Below are 17,078 nucleotides of genomic sequence, written 5' to 3' on the forward strand. Positions count from 1 at the left end.
GGATGGCCAACCTGCGCCACAATGACCGCACCTCCCCACCGATCCACGCACTGCCGGAGCGCGCCGTGCCGCTGTACACCCCGACTTTGCCGATGAGTTACCTGGCGCCGCTGCCGGCCATGGCGGACGGCATCCCCGGCTTCGACCTCGACCGGTACCTGCTGCCACTGGGATTGTGCAGAGCCGACCTGCACGATGCCGGGGCGGCGCTGACCTTCGACGCCTTCGATGCGTTGGTCACGGCGCTGGTGGCCGCCGGCCGGGGCGATGCCGGTTTTGAGCTGGGCAAGGCCATGCGGCTCGATGTGCATGGTCCACTGGCGCTGCCCTTCATGCGCTGCGCCAACTTTGACGCCATGCTGCGGCTGGCGGCCCGCTATGCGCGGCTGGTGACGCCGGCGGTTTCCGTGCATTACACGCGCCAGCATGCCGGCGGCGCCGGGGAACTGGTGTTCCGGCCCGCCGCGACCATGGGCAGTGTGGCCTTGCACGTGATCGTGGAAATGGCGGCAGTGGGGTTTTACAGCGATTTATGCTCGGCCACCGGCCCGCTGTCGGCGCCCTTCGACGCATACCTGTCGATTCCGGCCCCGCCGCACCGCGCCCGCTATGCCGCGTTGCGGCCGGCGCGTTATCACTTCGACACGCCCGGTTTGCCCGGTGTGCGCATCGAGATCCCGGCCGCCCTGCTCGACCAGCCCCGGAAGCCGGTCCCGCCAGCGGCGGGCCAGCCGGACCTGGCGCGATTGCAGGCGGCATTCGGCCGCACCCGGTCGATCCTGGGGTGGGTGGAAACCATGTTGCGCGAAGCAGTCGATTGCCAGCCGACCCTGGCCGACCTGGCGGCACTGCTCGATACCAGTCCCCGCACCTTGCGGCGCCACCTGGCGCAAGAAGGCGCCAGCCTGCACGGCATGGGCAAGGCGATCCGCCACGAGCGCGCCTGCACGCTGTTGCGCACCAGCGGCCTGCCGCTGGGCCGGATCGCTGCACACTTGGGCTATTCCGATGCCGCCAATTTCAGCCATGCCTTTAAAACCATGGCCGGCATCGCGCCGCTGGCCTATCGGCAGGCAAAAAAAATGCCGGGTGGATAACCCGGCATTTTTCCACAACGTCACTAAACCAGCCTTCCGCCAACCTGCCGGACGCGTGTGCCGTCCGGCGCTGCGGGTGAATTCGGCCAGGTGGATAACCTGAACCTTGTCCACAGCCCGTTTAGTTGCATCAACCCTGGCCATCCGGGCGTGTAGCTGCCCGCATGTGTCCAGGTGAAAAAGGCTGCGTGGATAACCCAGCCCTTTTCCACAACCAACTCAAAAAACTATGCGCCCAAGGTCATCAGGCTGGCATTGCCGCCCGCCGCGGTGGTGTTCACGCACAGCGCACGCTCCGCCAGCAGGCGCCATACCGGGATGGTGCCGCTGTCGTCGGTTTCAATAATGCCGACCAGCGCGCCGTCACGCGCCGCCATAGGCTCGCGTACAGCGGCCACCAGCGGCGTTTCCACCAGGGCCAGCTGGAAGTCCCCCTGGAAGCTTTCCAGGGCCCCTACGGCCGCGATACGGGCCTTGACGGCCCCCGGTAAGTCGTCCGGTACGATGTCGCCGGCGTTTTTCACCGATTGCGGCACGATCACGGCCTGGTTGCCGGTCGCCAGGACGGCGGCTAGCTGGTTCAGCAAGCCGGCCTGGGTCGCCGCGTGGCACACGATCGCGCCGCGCGCGGTAAAGCGCAGGGTATTGCGTTCACCGGTCGGACCCGGCAGCGCCAGGGTCACGTCCAGCATGGATTGATTGCCATACTGTTCCGCCAGTGCCGCGACTTTTTCACGGCCCGTGGTTTTCGCCCAGGCCGCCAGCGTGTCCAGCGCCGCATTGGCAACCCGCTGCGGCTGGCCTGCCACCACCGCGCCGCGCTGCAGCCGCTTCAGGTACAGCGGACCGCCGGCTTTCGGGCCGGTGCCGGATTTGCCTTCGCCGCCAAATGGCTGCACCCCCACCACCGCGCCGACGATATTGCGGTTCACGTAAATGTTGCCGACGTGGGCGCGCGAGGTGATGAAATCAATGGTTTCATCGATCCGCGAGTGCACGCCCAGGGTCAGGCCATAGCCGCTGGCGTTGATCTGGTCGACGATCTTGCCCAGGTCGGCGCGCTTGTAGCGGATCACGTGCATCACCGGGCCAAACACTTCCTTGGTCAATTCTTCCAGCGAACGGATTTCCAGCACGGTCGGCGGCACGAAGGTGCCATTGGCGCCGGCCGGCACGGTCAAGGCGTGGAACGCGACCGCGGACTTGCGCATTTTTTCAATGTGCGCCAGCAGGTTTTGCTGCGCCTCCTGGTCGATGACCGGGCCGATATCGGTCACCAGGCGATCCGGCGAGCCCAGGTTCAGTTCCCCCATCGCGCCTTTCAGCATCTTGATGGTCTTATCGGCGATATCCTCCTGCAGGAACAGCACGCGCAGCGCCGAGCAGCGCTGGCCCGCGCTGTCAAACGCGGACGACACGGCATCCTGCACCACCTGTTCCGGCAGCGCCGACGAATCGACGATCATCGCGTTCTGGCCGCCGGTTTCCGCCACCAGTGGAATGTCGGCGCCTTCAATCACGGCGCGCTTGGCCAGGGTGCGGTTGATCAGCTGCGCCACTTCGGTCGAACCGGTGAAAATCACGCCGCGCACGCGGGCGTCGTTGCACAGGCCTGCGCCCACCACTTCGCCACGGCCCGGCAGGAATTGCAGCGCGGCGCGCGGCACCCCGGCTTCATGCAGCAATTCCACCGCGCGGTGCGCGATCAGCGGGGTTTGTTCCGCCGGTTTGGCCAGCACCACGTTGCCGGCCGCCAGTGCGGCGGCGGCCTGGCCGGTGAAGATCGCCAGCGGGAAGTTCCAAGGGCTGATGCAGGTCACGGGACCCAGCGCCAGCGTATTCGGCTTGCCGGTGATTTCCTGGGCGTAGTAGCGCAGGAAATCCACCGCTTCGCGGATTTCCGCAATCGCGTTGGGCAGCGATTTGCCGGCTTCGCGGATCGCCAGCGCCATCAGTTCCAGCTGGTGCGTTTCAAACAGGTCGGCCGCGCGGTTCAAGGCGGCTGCGCGCTGGGCCGGCTCCGTCGCCTGCCACTCGTGCGCGAAGCTTGCCGCCGCCGCCAGGGCGGTCTGGACGTCGGCGGCCGCCGCTTCCGTCACCTGCCCTACCACATCGCTGCGCTGGGCCGGATTGACGACTGGCTGAGAAGGCTGGCCGTCCGTCAGGGCGCCGGCCAGCAACGGCGCGGCGTTCCAGCTGCGCGGCTGCGCCAGCACGTCCGCCACCTGGCGCAGCGTGTCTTCATTCGACAGGTCGATACCGGCCGAATTGCGGCGTTCCGCGCCAAACATGTTGGCCGGCAGCGGGATCGCCGGATGCGGCAGGCCGCCCTGGCTGCGCGCCACTTCCACCGGGTTTTTGATCAGCGATTCAATTGGCACGGCTTCATCGACGATCTGGTTGACGAACGACGAGTTGGCGCCGTTTTCCAGCAGGCGGCGCACCAGGTAGGCCAGCAGGGTTTCATGCGAACCGACCGGCGCGTAGATACGGCACGCCTTGTCCAGGTTGTCCTTGCCGACGACCTGGTCGTACAGCGATTCGCCCATGCCGTGCAGGCACTGGAATTCATAGTTGGCGACGTTGTCGCGCTTGGCCCAGGTGTAAATCGTCGACAGGGTTTGCGCATTGTGGGTGGCGAACTGGGCGTAAATCACGTCGGTGTTGGCCAGCAGTTTCTGGGCGCACACCAGGTACGAGACGTCGGTGTACACCTTGCGCGAATAGACCGGGTAGCCGGCCATGCCGTCGACTTGCGCGCGCTTGATTTCCGCATCCCAGTACGCGCCCTTCACCAGGCGCACCATGAACTTGCGGCCGCTGCGGCGCGCCAGGTCGATCAGGTAATCGAGCACGTACGGGCAGCGCTTCTGGTACGCCTGCACCACGAAGCCGATACCTTCAAAGCCTTCCAGCGCCGGATCGAACGCCATCGCTTCCATCAGGTCCAGCGACAGTTCCAGGCGGTCCGCTTCTTCCGCATCGATGTTCAGGCCAATGTTGTATTGCTTGGCCAGCTTGACCAGCGCGGTCAGGCGCGGCAGCAGTTCGCTCATGACGCGGGCGCGCTGCGCGCGGCTGTAGCGCGGGTGCAGCGCCGACAGTTTGACGGAAATGCCGGGACCGTCCTTGATGCCACGGCCATTCGAGGCGCGGCCAATCGCGTGGATCGCGGTCTCGTAAGCCGCGTAGTAGTGGTCCGCATCAAGCGCGGTCAGCGCCGCCTCGCCCAGCATGTCATACGAATAACGGTAGCCGCGCGCTTCATTCGGTTTGCCATTCTTGATGGCTTCATCGATGGTCTGGCCGGTCACGAACTGGTTGCCCAGCATGCGCATGGCCAGATCCACGCCCTTGCGGATCAGCGGTTCGCCGCCCTTGGCGATCAGCCGCGTGATGGCCGAACCCAGGCCATCTTCACTGGACGACGACACCAGCTTGCCGGTCACCAGCAAGCCCCAGGTGGCGGCGTTGACGAACATCGACGGCGATTCGCCCAGGTGCTTGCGCCAGTCGCCCTTGCTGATCTTGTCCGCAATCAGGCGGTCGGCGGTGGCGGCGTCGGGAATACGCAACAGCGCTTCGGCCAGGCACATCAGCGCCACGCCTTCTTCCGACGACAGTGAAAATTCATGCATCAGCGCATCCACGCCGGACGCGCGGGTGCGCTCCTTGCGGACGGACGACACCAGTTTATGGGCCAGCGCCTGGGCTTCCATCGTGCTGCCGTCATCGCGCACCTGGCTGAGCAGCCATTGCACGGATTCGGTCTCGTCGCGGCGGTAAGCCGCGGTGATGGCTGCGCGCAGAGCGGTAGGCTGGCGCAGGATTTCCGCCGACAGCGCGGAAAACGGAGGGGTGGTGCTTGCAGCTGCTTGCATGTGGACTCTCTACAAAGATGGTTTTTTTAGAAGCGCGCCGCACGGAACTGTGAAAAAAACGCCCGCCCGACTTGTGGCTGGGCGAGCGTATTTCCGTGTGCTGCTGATGATTCGATTGTAGAGGGATTTCTTCTGGATTAATTCTGGTATTACTTAGGACTAGCCATACATTGTTTTTGGTGAGAGAATTTCACCAAATAAAATTAGAAGGGGAAATTATCCATGCTGGACAAAATTAGCAAGAAGATCCTGATGGAACTGCAGAGCGACGGACGCATCAGCAACGTGGAATTGGCTGCGCGTGTGAACCTGTCGCCGGCTGCCTGCCTGGAGCGCGTGCGCAAGCTGCACGAGTCCGGTTACATCATGGGCTACACCGCCCAACTCAATCCGCAATTGCTGGACGTATCGTTGCTGGTGTTTATTGAGGTTGTGCTAGATCGTACCACGCCGGAAGTATTTGATGCATTTAAACAAAGCGTGCAATTGATCCCCGAAGTGCTGGAGTGCCACATGGTGGCGGGCGGCTTCGATTACCTGGTCAAGGCGCGTGTCAAGGATATGGCGGCTTACCGGGAATTCCTGGGCAAGACGCTGTTACAGAAGGGTGTGCGGGAAACCCACACCTATGCGGTGATGGAAGAAGTCAAAAATACAAGCAAGCTGCCTATCAAGTAATTGTGGATGACGTGTGTGCCGGGCCTTCAGGCCGGGCATCCGCATCTCAGAAACCGCTGAACGGGCGCAGCCAGAATACAGGACCGGCATGCGGCAGGTGCACCCCTCGCACCCGCCCTGACCGGTCCAGGCCCGTACTGGCGGAGGATGCAAGGCAAGCTTGCGCGACTGGGAGGAAACATGAAGTTGCAGCGCAAGCAAGTGCATCACGTTGGTTGGGTCATGGGGGCGGCCGTAACGGGCAGCCTGGTGTCATGGACCGCGCAGCAAATCGCGGGCGGCAGCGCGGCGCCGCTGTGGCCCGCGGCATTGGCGGCGCTGGCCGGGGCGCTGGCCATGCAATACAAGGGAGCGCGCCGGCTTGACGATGGCCCGCAGCGCTTTGCCCGCACCGTGGGCGAAGAAATCGACGCCATCATGATCGGCGCGGCGGAAACCTCGTATTTCGTCGATTCCGTGAAAAAGAAAATCGAATCGGATGTGCGCACGGCCGGCGAAATCGTCACCGGCTCGGGCCAGAACGCGCGCACCACGGAAAAAATCGCCGCCAACGCGGAACGGGCGGCCGAGGTGGCGGCCCGCGTGCGCGCGGAAACCGAAACCGGGCGCGGCGAAGCGGACCAGGGCCTGGAGCGCATCCGCCGGGCCCGCGCCGATGCCCAGCAAGCCGCCACCGTGATGGCGGAATTGCAAGACAAGGCCAAGCGCATTTACGGTTTCACCACCGCGATCACGGAAATTTCGGCCCGCACCAATTTGCTGGCGCTGAATGCCGCGATCGAAGCGGCGCGCGCCGGCGAACAGGGGCGCGGTTTTGCCGTGGTGGCGGGCGAAGTGCGGCAACTGGCGCAGCGCACCAAGGAAGCCACCGATGAAATCTCGCTGATGGTGCGGACCATCAACCAGCAGGCGGAAATCGCCAGCCGTGGCATGAATTCGCTGGCGTCCAGTGTCAGCGACGCGGCGCAAAACGTGGAAACCGTGCATGGCTTGCTGGCGTCGATCGAGCAATCCTCAAGCATGTCGGAAACGGAAATCGGTGAAATCGCCCGCGCCTCGCGCGAGCATGTCGCCACCACCCACCTGATTGCGGACGCCATCGCGCAAATCCGCGACAGCATGCTGTCCACCGAAGGCGAATTGCCGCGCGCGGCCGGTTCCGCCATGGCGGTGGCGGAGCGGGCCGAAGTCATCACGGCGGCGCTGGGCAGCGCGCAAGTGCCGACCGCGCACGATGACATCATCGGCGCCGCGCAAGAGGCGGCGCGCGCCATCGGCCGGCTGTTCGAAAACGCCATCGCGCGCGGCCAGATCAGCGAAGCGGCGCTGTTCGACCGCCAGTACCAGCCGATTCCCAACACCGACCCGCCCAAGCACACCACGCAGTTCGACCGGTTTACCGACAAGGTGCTACCGGCGTTGCAGGAAGGCGTGCTGGCGGCCATGCCGCACCTGGCGTATGCGGGAGCGGTGGACAACAACGGCTACTTCCCGACCCACAACAAGAAGTTTTCCCAGCCGCTGACGGGCAATTACGATATCGACATCATTAACAACCGGACCAAGCGCATCTTCAGCGACCGCACGGGCAAGCGCTGCGGCGCGAATACGGCGCCGTTCCTGTTGCAAACCTATAAACGGGATACCGGGGAAGTGATGCACGATTTGTCCGCGCCGATTTATGTGAACGGGCGGCATTGGGGCGGATTCCGGATCGGGTACAAGTCGGCCGGGCATTAAGCTCAGATAAAAAAAACGCGCCGTGGCGCGTTTTTGCTGGCTGCTTAAGTTGGCTGCTTAAGTTGGCTGCTTAAATTGGCCGCTTAATCGAGATCGCTGCGGGGATGCGTCCCCGGCGCGGTCTTTTGCACCACGGTGTTCATCGCTTCCAGGTTGGCGCGCAGCCATTTGTGGGCCGGGCTGCGGGCATCACGCTCGTGCCACAGCATATCCAGGTGCACGGCCGGCAGCTGGAATGGCAATTCCTTGTGCACCAGCGCGTCCGTCATGCCGGTCGAGGCGATCAAATGCTTCGGCAGCACGGTCACCAGGTCCGAGTTGGCCACCACGCGGCCGGCCGTGAAGAACTGGTTCACGGTCAGCAGGATGCGGCGTTCGCGCTGGATTTGCGCCAGCGCTTCATCGACCAGGCCGTGCGCCCGGCCGGAGAAGCTGACCAACAGGTGGTTGGCGGCGCAATAGTTTTCCAGGGTCAGTTCGACTTTCGCCAGCGGGTGGTCGCGCCGCATCACGCAGACATAGTGGCCGGAATACAGGCGCTCGTGGCGGATCGGGGAACTGGTGTCGGACGATAATTGTGCCGCCACGCCGGGGAAGAAACCGACCGCCAGGTCGACATCGCCGCGCAGCAGCATCGGGCGCGGCTCGCGCGTGGTCAGCGGCACCATGCGCACATTGACGCCGGGGGCTTCGCGTTCGATCGAGCGCATCAGCGACGGCAGCCAGAACGCGGCGGTGGCGTCGGCCATCGCCAGGCGGAAGGTCGCGTGCGCCTTGGATACATCGAAGGTTTCCGGCGTGACCGCCGCTTCCAGGCTGGCCAGTGCGCTGCGCACCGACGGCCATAATGCTTCCGCGCGGGGCGTCGGCTTGACGCCATACGCGGTGCGGATCAACAGCTCGTCGCCCAGGCTTTCCCGCAGGCGTTTGATGGCGTTCGACACGGCGGGCTGCGTCATGGCCAGGTGGCCAGCGGCGCGCGTCAGGTTTTGTTCGGTCATGACTGCGTCGAAGACACGCAGCAAGTTCAAGTCCAGCGTCAGAAAGCTCATGGTATTTTTGGTGGACTTATTCGTTTTCCGAATGATTGATATCGAGAAACGAAATTGGATTTATATGTTGCAGCGCACTATAGTTACGCTTGATTGTAATGTTTCCTGAACTTCGATGTCTACCTTCATTTCTGCAGTACAAGCGTTACTTTTGGAAGTTTCGCTGATGACCGCGCTGCAAGCGGTTTTGGGCGCCGTGCTGGCGCTGTCCCTGGCCTTGCTGTTCAAGCCGCTGTTGCTGGGCCTGGTCCGCGCGCTGGCGCTGGTGGTCAACCCCAAACAAAGCCGCGAAGAACGCGCCCAGCGCCGCAAGATGCGCGACGCGCTGGTGTTGAACCGCATGCTGAACTCGATGGACGTCGCCCCCAGCCACGCCGCCGAACTGCGCGCCCTGGCCGCCCGCGCTTAAGCCCTTCCCGCTCCAAGCCAAATCGGCGCCCAGCTTTCCAGCCGGCGCCGATTTTTCATTGGGGCCTGGCCCCAAAGGGATGTGCGTTATTTCTCGCCCAGCAGTTGCGGCTTCAGCGAGCTGTCCACCGGCTTGTCGCCGATCCAGATGCGCAGGATGGCGTTGTAGAACGCCTGGTCAGGCAAGACCGCGCCGACCGGTTTGCCGTTCAGGAAACATTGCGTGCCGCTGTTCGGGATCCAGTCCACCGTCAGCACGTCGCCCTTCTTCAGGCCCGGGAACGACGCGAACATTTCACCGAATTGCTTGGTTTGCGGCACGATCTTGCCGCGTTCGGCCGCGTCGGTGTTGTCGCTCAAGCCCGTCATGAACGCTTTGCCGAAGTCGTCGGAGGTCAGGTCGCGCAGGATGTGGATGTGCACGCGGCGCGCGCCCGGCGCGGCCAGCACGTCGGCCACATTGGTTTTCTTGTCCTGCAAGTACAGGCCCAGCGCATAGACTTTGAAGACGACCTTGGTGCGCAGGCCGGCGCCATTGAGCTTGAGCGGCTGGCCGGCCACGGTCACGGTGTCGTCGAATTTCACGCCGGCGACGTCCACCGCGGCAAAGGAAGGGAGTGAGACGGCCGCCAGCATTGCGGCCGCCATGGCGGATTTCAGGATCGTCCTGCGGAAAGATTGCATGCTGTCTCCATGGTCAATGTATTGGTGCCTGATACCGAAGGTGTCAGGTACCACTGATATAGGTGGAGCCGACTATAACACCGGCGCCCCGCCATGGATTCGACCGATTATTCCTTTTCCGCCGCGGGTGGCGTTTTTGCCGCAGTCAGGCGCTCATACTTGGCAAACAGCTGTTCCTGGGATTCTTGCCAGTCGGGGTGCAGCGGAATGCATTCGACCGGGCAGATTTGCACGCATTGCGGCTCATCGAAGTGGCCGACGCACTCGGTGCACTTGTTGGGATCGATTTCATAGATTTCCAGGCCCATGTAAATCGCATCGTTCGGGCACTCGGGCTCGCAGACGTCGCAATTAATGCATTCGTCAGTAATCATCAACGCCATGGCGACACTCCCTTACACGCCGGTGCCGCGGGTGGCGGCGATTTTCTTTTGCAGCCAGCGGTCGACCGACGGGAACACGAACTTCGACACGTCGCCGCCCAGCTGCGCGATTTCCCGCACGATGGTGCCGGAAATGAACTGGTACTGGTCGGATGGCGTCAGGAACAACGTTTCCACATCCGGCAACAGGTAGCGGTTCATGCCCGCCATCTGGAATTCATACTCAAAGTCCGATACCGCGCGCAAGCCGCGCACGATCACGCGCGCATCGTGCTCGCGCACGAAATCCTTCAACAGGCCGGAAAAACTCTCGACCTTGACGTTGGGATAATGGCCCAGCACTTCATTGGCGATGGACAGGCGCTCGTCCAGCGAAAAGAACGGATGTTTGTTCTGACTGTCCGCCACGCCGACGATCAGCTGGTCGAACAGGCCCGATGCACGACGCACCAGATCTTCATGACCACGCGTCAGCGGATCGAACGTTCCCGGATAAACGGCTACAACCATTGCGGCTCCCTACAGTTACTCCAAACAATAGAACGCGCATTATGCCTGAAAATCAGGCGTTGCCGCAGTGCAGCAGACGGTTAAGGCTGTCAGCCGTTGTACTGAAGTAAATGGTAGTACACCATGCCTGCCTTGTCAGCGCGCACCACTTCCCAGCCCGCCATCCATTCCGGCGCCTCGCCGTCTTCGAATGTCAATGGCAAACCGGATTCCGCATACACCAGCGCGCCGGGCGCCAGCAGCTTCACGCACAGCGGCAGCGTACGGGCCAGGAAATCCTGCTGGTACGGCGGATCGAGGAAGATGAGGTCGAATTGCTGGCTGCGCGCCGCCAGCGATTGCGCCAGCAACAGCGCGTCGGCGCGCTGCAAGGTGACGTTCGCGGCGTTCAGCTTGGTTTTGATGGTATCGAGCTGGCGGATCACAGCGGTATTGGTGTCCGCCATCAAGACGTTGGCGGCGCCGCGGCTGGCCGCTTCCAAGCCCAGCGCGCCGCTGCCGGCGAACAGGTCCAGGACTTTGACTTGCGGCCAGTTGGCGTCGCGCAAGTGGGTGATCCAGTTGAACACGGTTTCGCGCACACGGTCCGGGGTGGGGCGCAGGCCCAGCGCTTCCAGCACCGGCAATGGCGTGCGCTTCCACGCGCCACCGATAATGCGCACCTGGTTGCTTTGTTTCGGGCCGTGGACCGGGACTTTAGGAGGTTTAGTCGACTTCTTTTGCATGGATGGAACTATACCATGCCGGATTTGCCCCTTATTTCAGCGCCAGCGCATGTAAATCGTCAATCCAGCCCTGGATCCGCTTGTGGGCATGCTCCTTTTGTGCCGGCGTCGTGATACTGGTCACCGTGTGCACGAATTCCACGTTGGCCGCCAGGTAAGCGTCAAAGAACGCTTTGCGGTCGGACGGCTTTTCCGTCCGGTCGAACAATTCTTTGACCAGTTCCCGGATCCACCCTTCCGCCACCGCTTGCGTGGGCCGCTCTTGCTGGATTTTTTTGGCCAGTTCCAGGATGCGCTGCTGGCGCCGCATGCGCTCATCGAGCCACAATTCGTTATCGAGTGGACGGGCATCGGACGCCTTGCGGATCGCCGCTTCCTGTTCCCGGCTGAAGTTGCCGAACCACAGCTCGAACTGTTCCATTGATTTCTTATAGCGGAACTTCATTTGCTCGGTGCGGTCGCCCTTCATGTTTTTCTTGCGGAAATCGCGGTTGTTCTTGTCGAACTTGGTTTCCATGGCGGCGATTTGCGCCGGTGTCAGTTTCAGCGCCAGTTCCGCGATATCCGGCACGGCTTTCATCAGCACGGTTTCCGCGCGGGTGCGCGCTTCCCGGTAATCGGCCTGCAATTCCGCCACCGACGGCGTGCCTTGCAGCTGGCGCTGGCCGGTTTGCAGGATTTGCACATAGTCCTGCAACTGGGTCTTGCGGTGCCAGCGGAACAGGTCGCCGATATCGGATTTCACCCCGGGTTTCTGGTCGGAGCTCAGGTCGACGTAGGCGTCGAGCCACCAGAACAGCAGGGTGTCGCCATTGTTATAAGCGAGTTTCAGGGAACTGCAAGCGCCCAGCAGCGCCAGCAGCATGATGACGAAAATATAGCGTGCGCCCCTGTGCGGCAGGGCCTGCATGTTAAACTTTTCCATATTTTCAACTCTCAGTTTATCGGCCTATGAACGTTGTCATCCTCGCCGCCGGCATGGGCAAACGCATGCAATCCGCTTTGCCTAAAGTGTTGCATCCAATTGCCGGCAAACCACTGTTGTCTCACGTTATCCATACGGCGCGTGGTTTGTCCCCGTCTAAATTATGCGTGATTTATGGGCACGGAGGCGCAGCCGTCCTGTCTCATCTGGAAAACGAGCAGAAAATCCCCGGCACCGACATTTCCGCCGCGCTGCAAGAACCGCAGCTGGGCACGGGCCACGCCGTCATGCAGGCGCTGCCGGTGCTCGACGAAGCCCATCCGACCCTGATCCTGTACGGCGACGTGCCGCTGACCACGGCGGCGTCGCTGCAACGGCTGGTGGAAGCCGCCGGCGCCGACAAGCTGGGTATTCTCACCGTGGAACAGGACGACCCGTTCGGCCTGGGCCGCATCATCCGCAACGCGGACGGCGCCATCGAGCGCATCGTCGAAGAAAAGGATGCCACGCCGGAACAGCGCGCCATCAAGGAAATCAACAGCGGCATCATCGTGGCGCCAACCCGCCACCTGAAAAAATGGCTGTCCGCGCTGCAAAACAATAATGCGCAAGGCGAGTATTACCTGACCGACATCGTGGCCCAGGCCGTCACCGATGGCGTGCCGGTGGTGTCGGCGCAACCGGCCGGCCAGTGGGAAGTGGCTGGCGTGAACAGCAAAGTGCAGCTGGCCCAGCTGGAACGCATCCACCAGTTGAACATTGCCCAGGCCCTGCTGGAGCGTGGCGTCACGCTGCTGGACCCGGCCCGTATCGATGTCCGTGGCGAATTGATTTGCGGCCGCGACGTGACGATCGATGTCGGCTGCGTATTTGAAGGCAAAGTGGAACTGGCCGATGGCGTGACGGTCGGCGCACACAGCGTGCTGGTCAATACCAAAGTCGGCGCCGGCGCCAATATCAAGCCGTTTTGCCATTTCGAGGAAGCCATCGTGGGCGCCGCGTCGCAAGTGGGGCCGTATGCGCGCCTGCGTCCGGGCACGGAACTCGGTGAAGATGTCCACATCGGCAACTTCGTGGAAGTCAAAAACAGCCAGATCGCGGCGCACAGCAAGGCCAACCACCTGGCCTACGTGGGCGACGCCACCATCGGCTCCAAAGTCAACGTGGGCGCCGGTGTCATCACCTGCAACTATGACGGCGCCAATAAATTCCGCACCGTGATCGAAGACGACGCGTTCATCGGCAGCGATTGCCAGCTGGTCGCGCCCGTCACCGTGGGCCGTGGCGCCACCATCGGCGCGGGTACGACCCTGACCAAGGACGCACCGGCGGAACAACTGACCTTGTCCCGTAGCAAGCAAATGTCGCTCGATGGCTGGAAGCGGCCGGTGAAGATCAAGAAGTAATTCACCCGGTTTCCATGCCCATGGCGCCCTTCGCGGCGCCATTTTTTTTGACGGCACGTTGTGGATAAATGTGTTGAAAACCCTGCGGAAAAGCTGGGATTAAGCAGGGGGCAAGCTGTGGTTTTCCTGAGGACAGGCTGTGGGCAGATGGCCATCATCAGTGGATAACTTGGTAAGAAGTTGTAAGAAATGCCATGCGTTAAAACATCCGGGTTAGTATCATTTTTTCAACTCCCGGTTTTGATCATGGCCAACACCGCCCCAGTTATCCGCACCGGCATGCCCCATGTGTACCGTTCCGCGTCCAGCGACATGGCGCAGGCGATCACCGGCGCCGCACCGTTGCCCGATGGCCGCTTCCTGGCCGCCACCATGACCGGCTTCGAACGCCACCGTGCCGACGGCACGCTTGATACCGCGTTCGGTAACCAGGGCAAAGTCGCCTTGTTCCGCGATGCCAACGATGGCGCGATCACCGCCATGGCCATGGCGCCGGATGGCAAATACCTGGTGGCCGGGCATGACGGGGGTGTTGCCAGCAACGATCCCTACGTGTCGATCGGCGACAGGGTCGAGACCCGCATCGTGATCCGCCGTTACCTGGCCGATGGCAGCCCCGATACCGGCTTTGGCAGCGGCGGCAAGATCACGGCCGATGTCGGCGGCATGGATTCCCTGCAAACCCTGCGGGTGCAGGCCGATGGCGCCATCGTGCTGGCCGGCACCACCATCGGCATCACCGCGGATGGGCGCGATGTCACCAATGAGCGGCAAGTGGTGCTGGCGCGCTACCGCGCCGATGGCACGCCCGATACCGGCTTCGGCAAGGACGGCGTGGTGGTCACGCAGGGCCCGGCGATGGTGGCCAGCGACATGCAGGTGTTGCCCGATGGCGTGATCGTGGTGGTGGCGCGCGGCTGGGACAGCGGCGCCAAAGCATTGAAGGGCACGGCGTTGCTGCGCTTCGATGCCGGTGGTGCGCCGGAACTGGCGTTCGGCGACCATGGCAAGCTGGCGGTCAGCCTGCCCGGCCAGGGCGCGGCGGCGCTGGGCACGGGCGCCGCGTCGCTGGTGCTGCAGGCCGATGGCCGCTACCTGCTGGCGCTGGGAAAATCGGGGGCGGATGGCGCCTTCGACGGCCACCTTGCCGTGGCGCGCTATCAGCGGGATGGCACGCTCGATACCAGCTTTGGCGGCGACGGCTGGGCCATGCCGCAACTGGCGATGCCGGACCGGGCCGAGCGCTCCATCGACTCGCCGCTCCTGGGCGGCATCGATGCCGCCGGCCGCATCGTGCTGGGCACCACGGTCAGTTACCGGGATGCATTGATGACCTCGCAGCAACAAGTGCTGCGGCTGTTGCCCGATGGCGGTATCGACACCGCCTTTGGCAGCGGCGGCCAGATCAGCTTGACAAGCCCGCACGGGAACCGCCTGTTCACCCTGGCGGTGGACCGGGAGGGGAGTGTGATGCTGGACGGCATCGTATTTGAAATGCCGATCGGTCCCGATGGCATCCCCCGGATGCCGATCACCTTTGTGTCGCAAGTCACGCGCTTTGATGCGGATGGCCAGCCGGACCTGGGCTGGCTGCCGGATGCGGGGCCCAGCCGTACCGGTTATCTGCAAGGCCGGCCGGATGTGGTGATCAACAGCCGCATCGCCGTTTATGACCGGGAAATGATGATACTGAAACAGGGCCAGGGCGATTACGCGGGCGCCTCGCTGCTGTTGCAGCGCGAAGGCGGCGCCAGCATGGATGACGTGTTCCTCGCGACCGGATCACTGCAATTCGACCATGGCCGCATCCGCATCGATGGCGTCGATATCGGCGCCGTGCGGCAGGGCGGCGGCACGCTGCGCATCGAGTTCGGCGCGGGCGCCAGCGGCAAGCTGGTGAACGAAGCGCTGGCGGCGATTGCCTATGAAAACATGGCGGCCCACACAGCCACCGAGGTGGCGCTGCAATGGCAATTCAGCGATGGCGTCCACACCGCCAGCACCATCAGCGTGGTGGCGCTGAACCCCAATCCCCTGCCCTACTGGATCGATACCTTGCTGCATACCGGCGGCGCCAGCGGCGCGCAGGCCGCGCAATGGGACCGCGAGGTCCTGGGGCCGGGCCAGACCATCCAGTACGCTTTCGATGACGCGCCGCGCGGCGCGTACACGGCGGACGAGCGCGCCTTGATCGAGCAGCAGTTGCAAACATTGTCGTCGGTGATTGACGTGCGGTTCACGCCGGGCGGATCGCAGGGCGGCGATGGCATGGTGTTCCATGATTTCCTGCCGGAGGGAGACCCCCGCGCGGCGTCCGGCATGGCGACCTATCCGGGGACGTTCGGTACCGATGTGTGGGTGCCGCTGACCGACCCGACGGCGCCGTTTGCCCGCCACGTCTTGCTGCATGAACTGGGCCATGCGCTGGGCCTCAAGCATCCGCACGACAATGAAGATGGCGGCTTGCTGCCGCTGGCGGAAGACCATACCAACGCCACCATGATGTCGTACTTCCGCCGCGACAATCACGGGCTGGGACCGCTCGACCTGGCGGTGCTGCAATACGTGTACGGTCCCAGCCGGCAGAGCCGCACCGGCGACGACACCTATGTGCTGACCACTGCGGCTTTCGATGCGGCGCACCCCGATGTGCACAACTTCATCTGGGATGGCCAGGGCAACGACACCATCAGCGGCGCCGCCCTGGCCGACAACCTCACCCTGTACCTGGAACCGGGCCGCTGGGGTTACATCGGCAGCCGTGGCCAGCTGATTACCGACGCGGGCCAGGTCACGGTGAATTTCGGCAGCGTGATTGAAAACGCGCTGGGCGGCAGTGGCCATGACCGGCTGACCGGCAATGCCGCGGATAACTTGCTGCAGGGCGGCGCCGGCAACGACACGCTGGCGGGACTGGGCGGCAATGACCGCCTGGATGGCGGCGCCGGGGCCGATGCGGCGGTCTATGCCGGCGCGCGCGCCGTTTACCAGGTGCAGCGCGGCGGCGATGCCTGGCAAGTCAGCGGCGCCGAAGGCCACGACACCTTGACCGGCATCGAGCGCCTGGTGTTCGCCGACGGCGCGGTTGCCGCCGATGCCGATGCGGCGGCGCTGTTCCGCTTGTATGGCATCGCGCTGGGACGGGCGCCGGACCAGGGGGGCCTTGGTTACTGGCTGTCCCGGATGGACGACGGGATGGCGTTGCGGGATGCCGCGCGCCAGTTTGCGGCGGGTGCTGAATTTGCCGCGCTGTACGGGGCCGGCAACGACAACACGGTATTTTTAACGGCCATGTATACCCATGCGCTGGAGCGTGCCCCCGACACGGCCGGCCTGGCGTGGTGGAACAATCAGCTGGCGTCGGGCGCCGCCACCCGCGCCGATGTGCTGCTGGGCTTCAGCGAAAGCCAGGAATACCAGGTGCGCGTGGCCGGCGCGCTGCAGGATGGCGTGGCTTATACGCCTTGGCTGGCGTGATGGCGTGCTGTGTATAACATTGTGGGTAAGCGGCTGAACAAGCGTCGGATAAGCTGGTGATAAGCAGGGGATAGCAGTGGAATAAGCCGGGATAACTTGTTCCAATATGTGC

13 protein-coding genes are annotated in these 17,078 nt (G+C 63.4%); 6 read left to right on the top strand and 7 right to left on the bottom strand.

The window, feature by feature from the left end; translation table 11 throughout:
* The first annotated feature begins 2 nt into the window (after positions 1-2).
* On the top strand, positions 3-1,097 hold the full coding sequence (locus AC1RRC_RS12705) for a helix-turn-helix transcriptional regulator (protein ID WP_493055834.1): 1,095 nt from the start codon (positions 3-5) through the stop codon (positions 1,095-1,097).
* 227 nt (positions 1,098-1,324) lie between these two features.
* Here AC1RRC_RS12705 and putA read toward each other — a convergent pair whose 3' ends face one another.
* On the bottom strand, positions 1,325-4,978 hold the full coding sequence (gene putA, locus AC1RRC_RS12710; protein WP_493055835.1) for a trifunctional transcriptional regulator/proline dehydrogenase/L-glutamate gamma-semialdehyde dehydrogenase: 3,654 nt from the start codon (positions 4,976-4,978) through the stop codon (positions 1,325-1,327).
* Between the two features lie 222 nt (positions 4,979-5,200).
* Between putA and AC1RRC_RS12715 the strand changes: the two genes are divergently transcribed.
* Together AC1RRC_RS12715 and AC1RRC_RS12720 are read left to right on the top strand one after the other, a co-directional pair.
* Positions 5,201-5,656 carry an Lrp/AsnC ligand binding domain-containing protein gene (locus tag AC1RRC_RS12715; RefSeq protein ID WP_154371290.1) on the top strand — a complete coding sequence of 152 codons (456 nt, stop codon included), beginning with the start codon at positions 5,201-5,203 and terminating at the stop codon, positions 5,654-5,656.
* Positions 5,657-5,836: 180 nt separating this feature from the next.
* Complete coding sequence (locus AC1RRC_RS12720) at positions 5,837-7,396, top strand: methyl-accepting chemotaxis protein (RefSeq protein WP_493055836.1); 1,560 nt, start codon at positions 5,837-5,839, stop codon at positions 7,394-7,396.
* Positions 7,397-7,479: 83 nt separating this feature from the next.
* Here the strand turns inward: AC1RRC_RS12720 and AC1RRC_RS12725 are convergent, their stop codons facing one another.
* On the bottom strand, positions 7,480-8,448 hold the full coding sequence (locus AC1RRC_RS12725; protein ID WP_493055837.1) for a LysR family transcriptional regulator: 969 nt from the start codon (positions 8,446-8,448) through the stop codon (positions 7,480-7,482).
* A 166-nt stretch (positions 8,449-8,614) separates the two neighbouring features.
* Between AC1RRC_RS12725 and AC1RRC_RS12730 the strand changes: the two genes are divergently transcribed.
* Complete coding sequence (locus tag AC1RRC_RS12730; RefSeq protein ID WP_493055838.1) at positions 8,615-8,857, top strand: hypothetical protein; 243 nt, start codon at positions 8,615-8,617, stop codon at positions 8,855-8,857.
* 86 nt (positions 8,858-8,943) lie between these two features.
* On the opposite strand, the gene AC1RRC_RS12735 is transcribed toward AC1RRC_RS12730, so the two are convergent.
* From AC1RRC_RS12735 to AC1RRC_RS12755, 5 genes are all read right to left on the bottom strand, one after another.
* Positions 8,944-9,540, bottom strand: a complete 597-nt coding sequence (locus AC1RRC_RS12735) for a chalcone isomerase family protein (protein WP_493055839.1) — start codon at positions 9,538-9,540, stop codon at positions 8,944-8,946.
* A gap of 107 nt (positions 9,541-9,647) precedes the next feature.
* Positions 9,648-9,923 carry a YfhL family 4Fe-4S dicluster ferredoxin gene (locus AC1RRC_RS12740; protein WP_493055840.1) on the bottom strand — a complete coding sequence of 92 codons (276 nt, stop codon included), beginning with the start codon at positions 9,921-9,923 and terminating at the stop codon, positions 9,648-9,650.
* A 12-nt stretch (positions 9,924-9,935) separates the two neighbouring features.
* Entirely contained in the window at positions 9,936-10,433 is a 498-nt protein-coding gene (gene coaD, locus AC1RRC_RS12745) for a pantetheine-phosphate adenylyltransferase (RefSeq protein WP_493055841.1), read from the bottom strand.
* 89 nt (positions 10,434-10,522) lie between these two features.
* Positions 10,523-11,158, bottom strand: a complete 636-nt coding sequence (gene rsmD / locus AC1RRC_RS12750) for a 16S rRNA (guanine(966)-N(2))-methyltransferase RsmD (protein WP_493055842.1) — start codon at positions 11,156-11,158, stop codon at positions 10,523-10,525.
* Between the two features lie 31 nt (positions 11,159-11,189).
* Complete coding sequence (locus AC1RRC_RS12755; protein WP_493055843.1) at positions 11,190-12,083, bottom strand: DUF6279 family lipoprotein; 894 nt, start codon at positions 12,081-12,083, stop codon at positions 11,190-11,192.
* A 26-nt stretch (positions 12,084-12,109) separates the two neighbouring features.
* On the opposite strand from AC1RRC_RS12755, the gene glmU reads away from it, so the two are divergent.
* Both glmU and AC1RRC_RS12765 read left to right on the top strand, forming a co-directional pair.
* Positions 12,110-13,489 carry a bifunctional UDP-N-acetylglucosamine diphosphorylase/glucosamine-1-phosphate N-acetyltransferase GlmU gene (gene glmU / locus AC1RRC_RS12760; RefSeq protein WP_493055844.1) on the top strand — a complete coding sequence of 460 codons (1,380 nt, stop codon included), beginning with the start codon at positions 12,110-12,112 and terminating at the stop codon, positions 13,487-13,489.
* Between the two features lie 246 nt (positions 13,490-13,735).
* Positions 13,736-16,966 (top strand): DUF4214 domain-containing protein, encoded by a 3,231-nt coding sequence (locus tag AC1RRC_RS12765; protein ID WP_493055845.1) that lies wholly within the window; start codon positions 13,736-13,738, stop codon positions 16,964-16,966.
* Positions 16,967-17,078 lie beyond the last annotated feature (112 nt).

The organism is Pseudoduganella sp. GW821-FHT12E03 (assembly GCF_058807115.1).

Bases quoted from the DNA above. Each gene is read 5' to 3' on its own strand.
- AC1RRC_RS12705 (WP_493055834.1), top strand. From the start codon at position 3: ATGGCCAACCTGCGCCACAATGACCGCACCTCCCCACCGATCCACGCA.
- putA (WP_493055835.1), bottom strand. From the start codon at position 4,978: ATGCAAGCAGCTGCAAGCACCACCCCTCCGTTTTCCGCGCTGTCGGCG.
- AC1RRC_RS12715 (WP_154371290.1), top strand. From the start codon at position 5,201: ATGCTGGACAAAATTAGCAAGAAGATCCTGATGGAACTGCAGAGCGAC.
- AC1RRC_RS12720 (WP_493055836.1), top strand. From the start codon at position 5,837: ATGAAGTTGCAGCGCAAGCAAGTGCATCACGTTGGTTGGGTCATGGGG.
- AC1RRC_RS12725 (WP_493055837.1), bottom strand. From the start codon at position 8,448: ATGAGCTTTCTGACGCTGGACTTGAACTTGCTGCGTGTCTTCGACGCA.
- AC1RRC_RS12730 (WP_493055838.1), top strand. From the start codon at position 8,615: ATGACCGCGCTGCAAGCGGTTTTGGGCGCCGTGCTGGCGCTGTCCCTG.
- AC1RRC_RS12735 (WP_493055839.1), bottom strand. From the start codon at position 9,540: ATGCAATCTTTCCGCAGGACGATCCTGAAATCCGCCATGGCGGCCGCA.
- AC1RRC_RS12740 (WP_493055840.1), bottom strand. From the start codon at position 9,923: ATGGCGTTGATGATTACTGACGAATGCATTAATTGCGACGTCTGCGAG.
- coaD (WP_493055841.1), bottom strand. From the start codon at position 10,433: ATGGTTGTAGCCGTTTATCCGGGAACGTTCGATCCGCTGACGCGTGGT.
- rsmD (WP_493055842.1), bottom strand. From the start codon at position 11,158: ATGCAAAAGAAGTCGACTAAACCTCCTAAAGTCCCGGTCCACGGCCCG.
- AC1RRC_RS12755 (WP_493055843.1), bottom strand. From the start codon at position 12,083: ATGGAAAAGTTTAACATGCAGGCCCTGCCGCACAGGGGCGCACGCTAT.
- glmU (WP_493055844.1), top strand. From the start codon at position 12,110: ATGAACGTTGTCATCCTCGCCGCCGGCATGGGCAAACGCATGCAATCC.
- AC1RRC_RS12765 (WP_493055845.1), top strand. From the start codon at position 13,736: ATGGCCAACACCGCCCCAGTTATCCGCACCGGCATGCCCCATGTGTAC.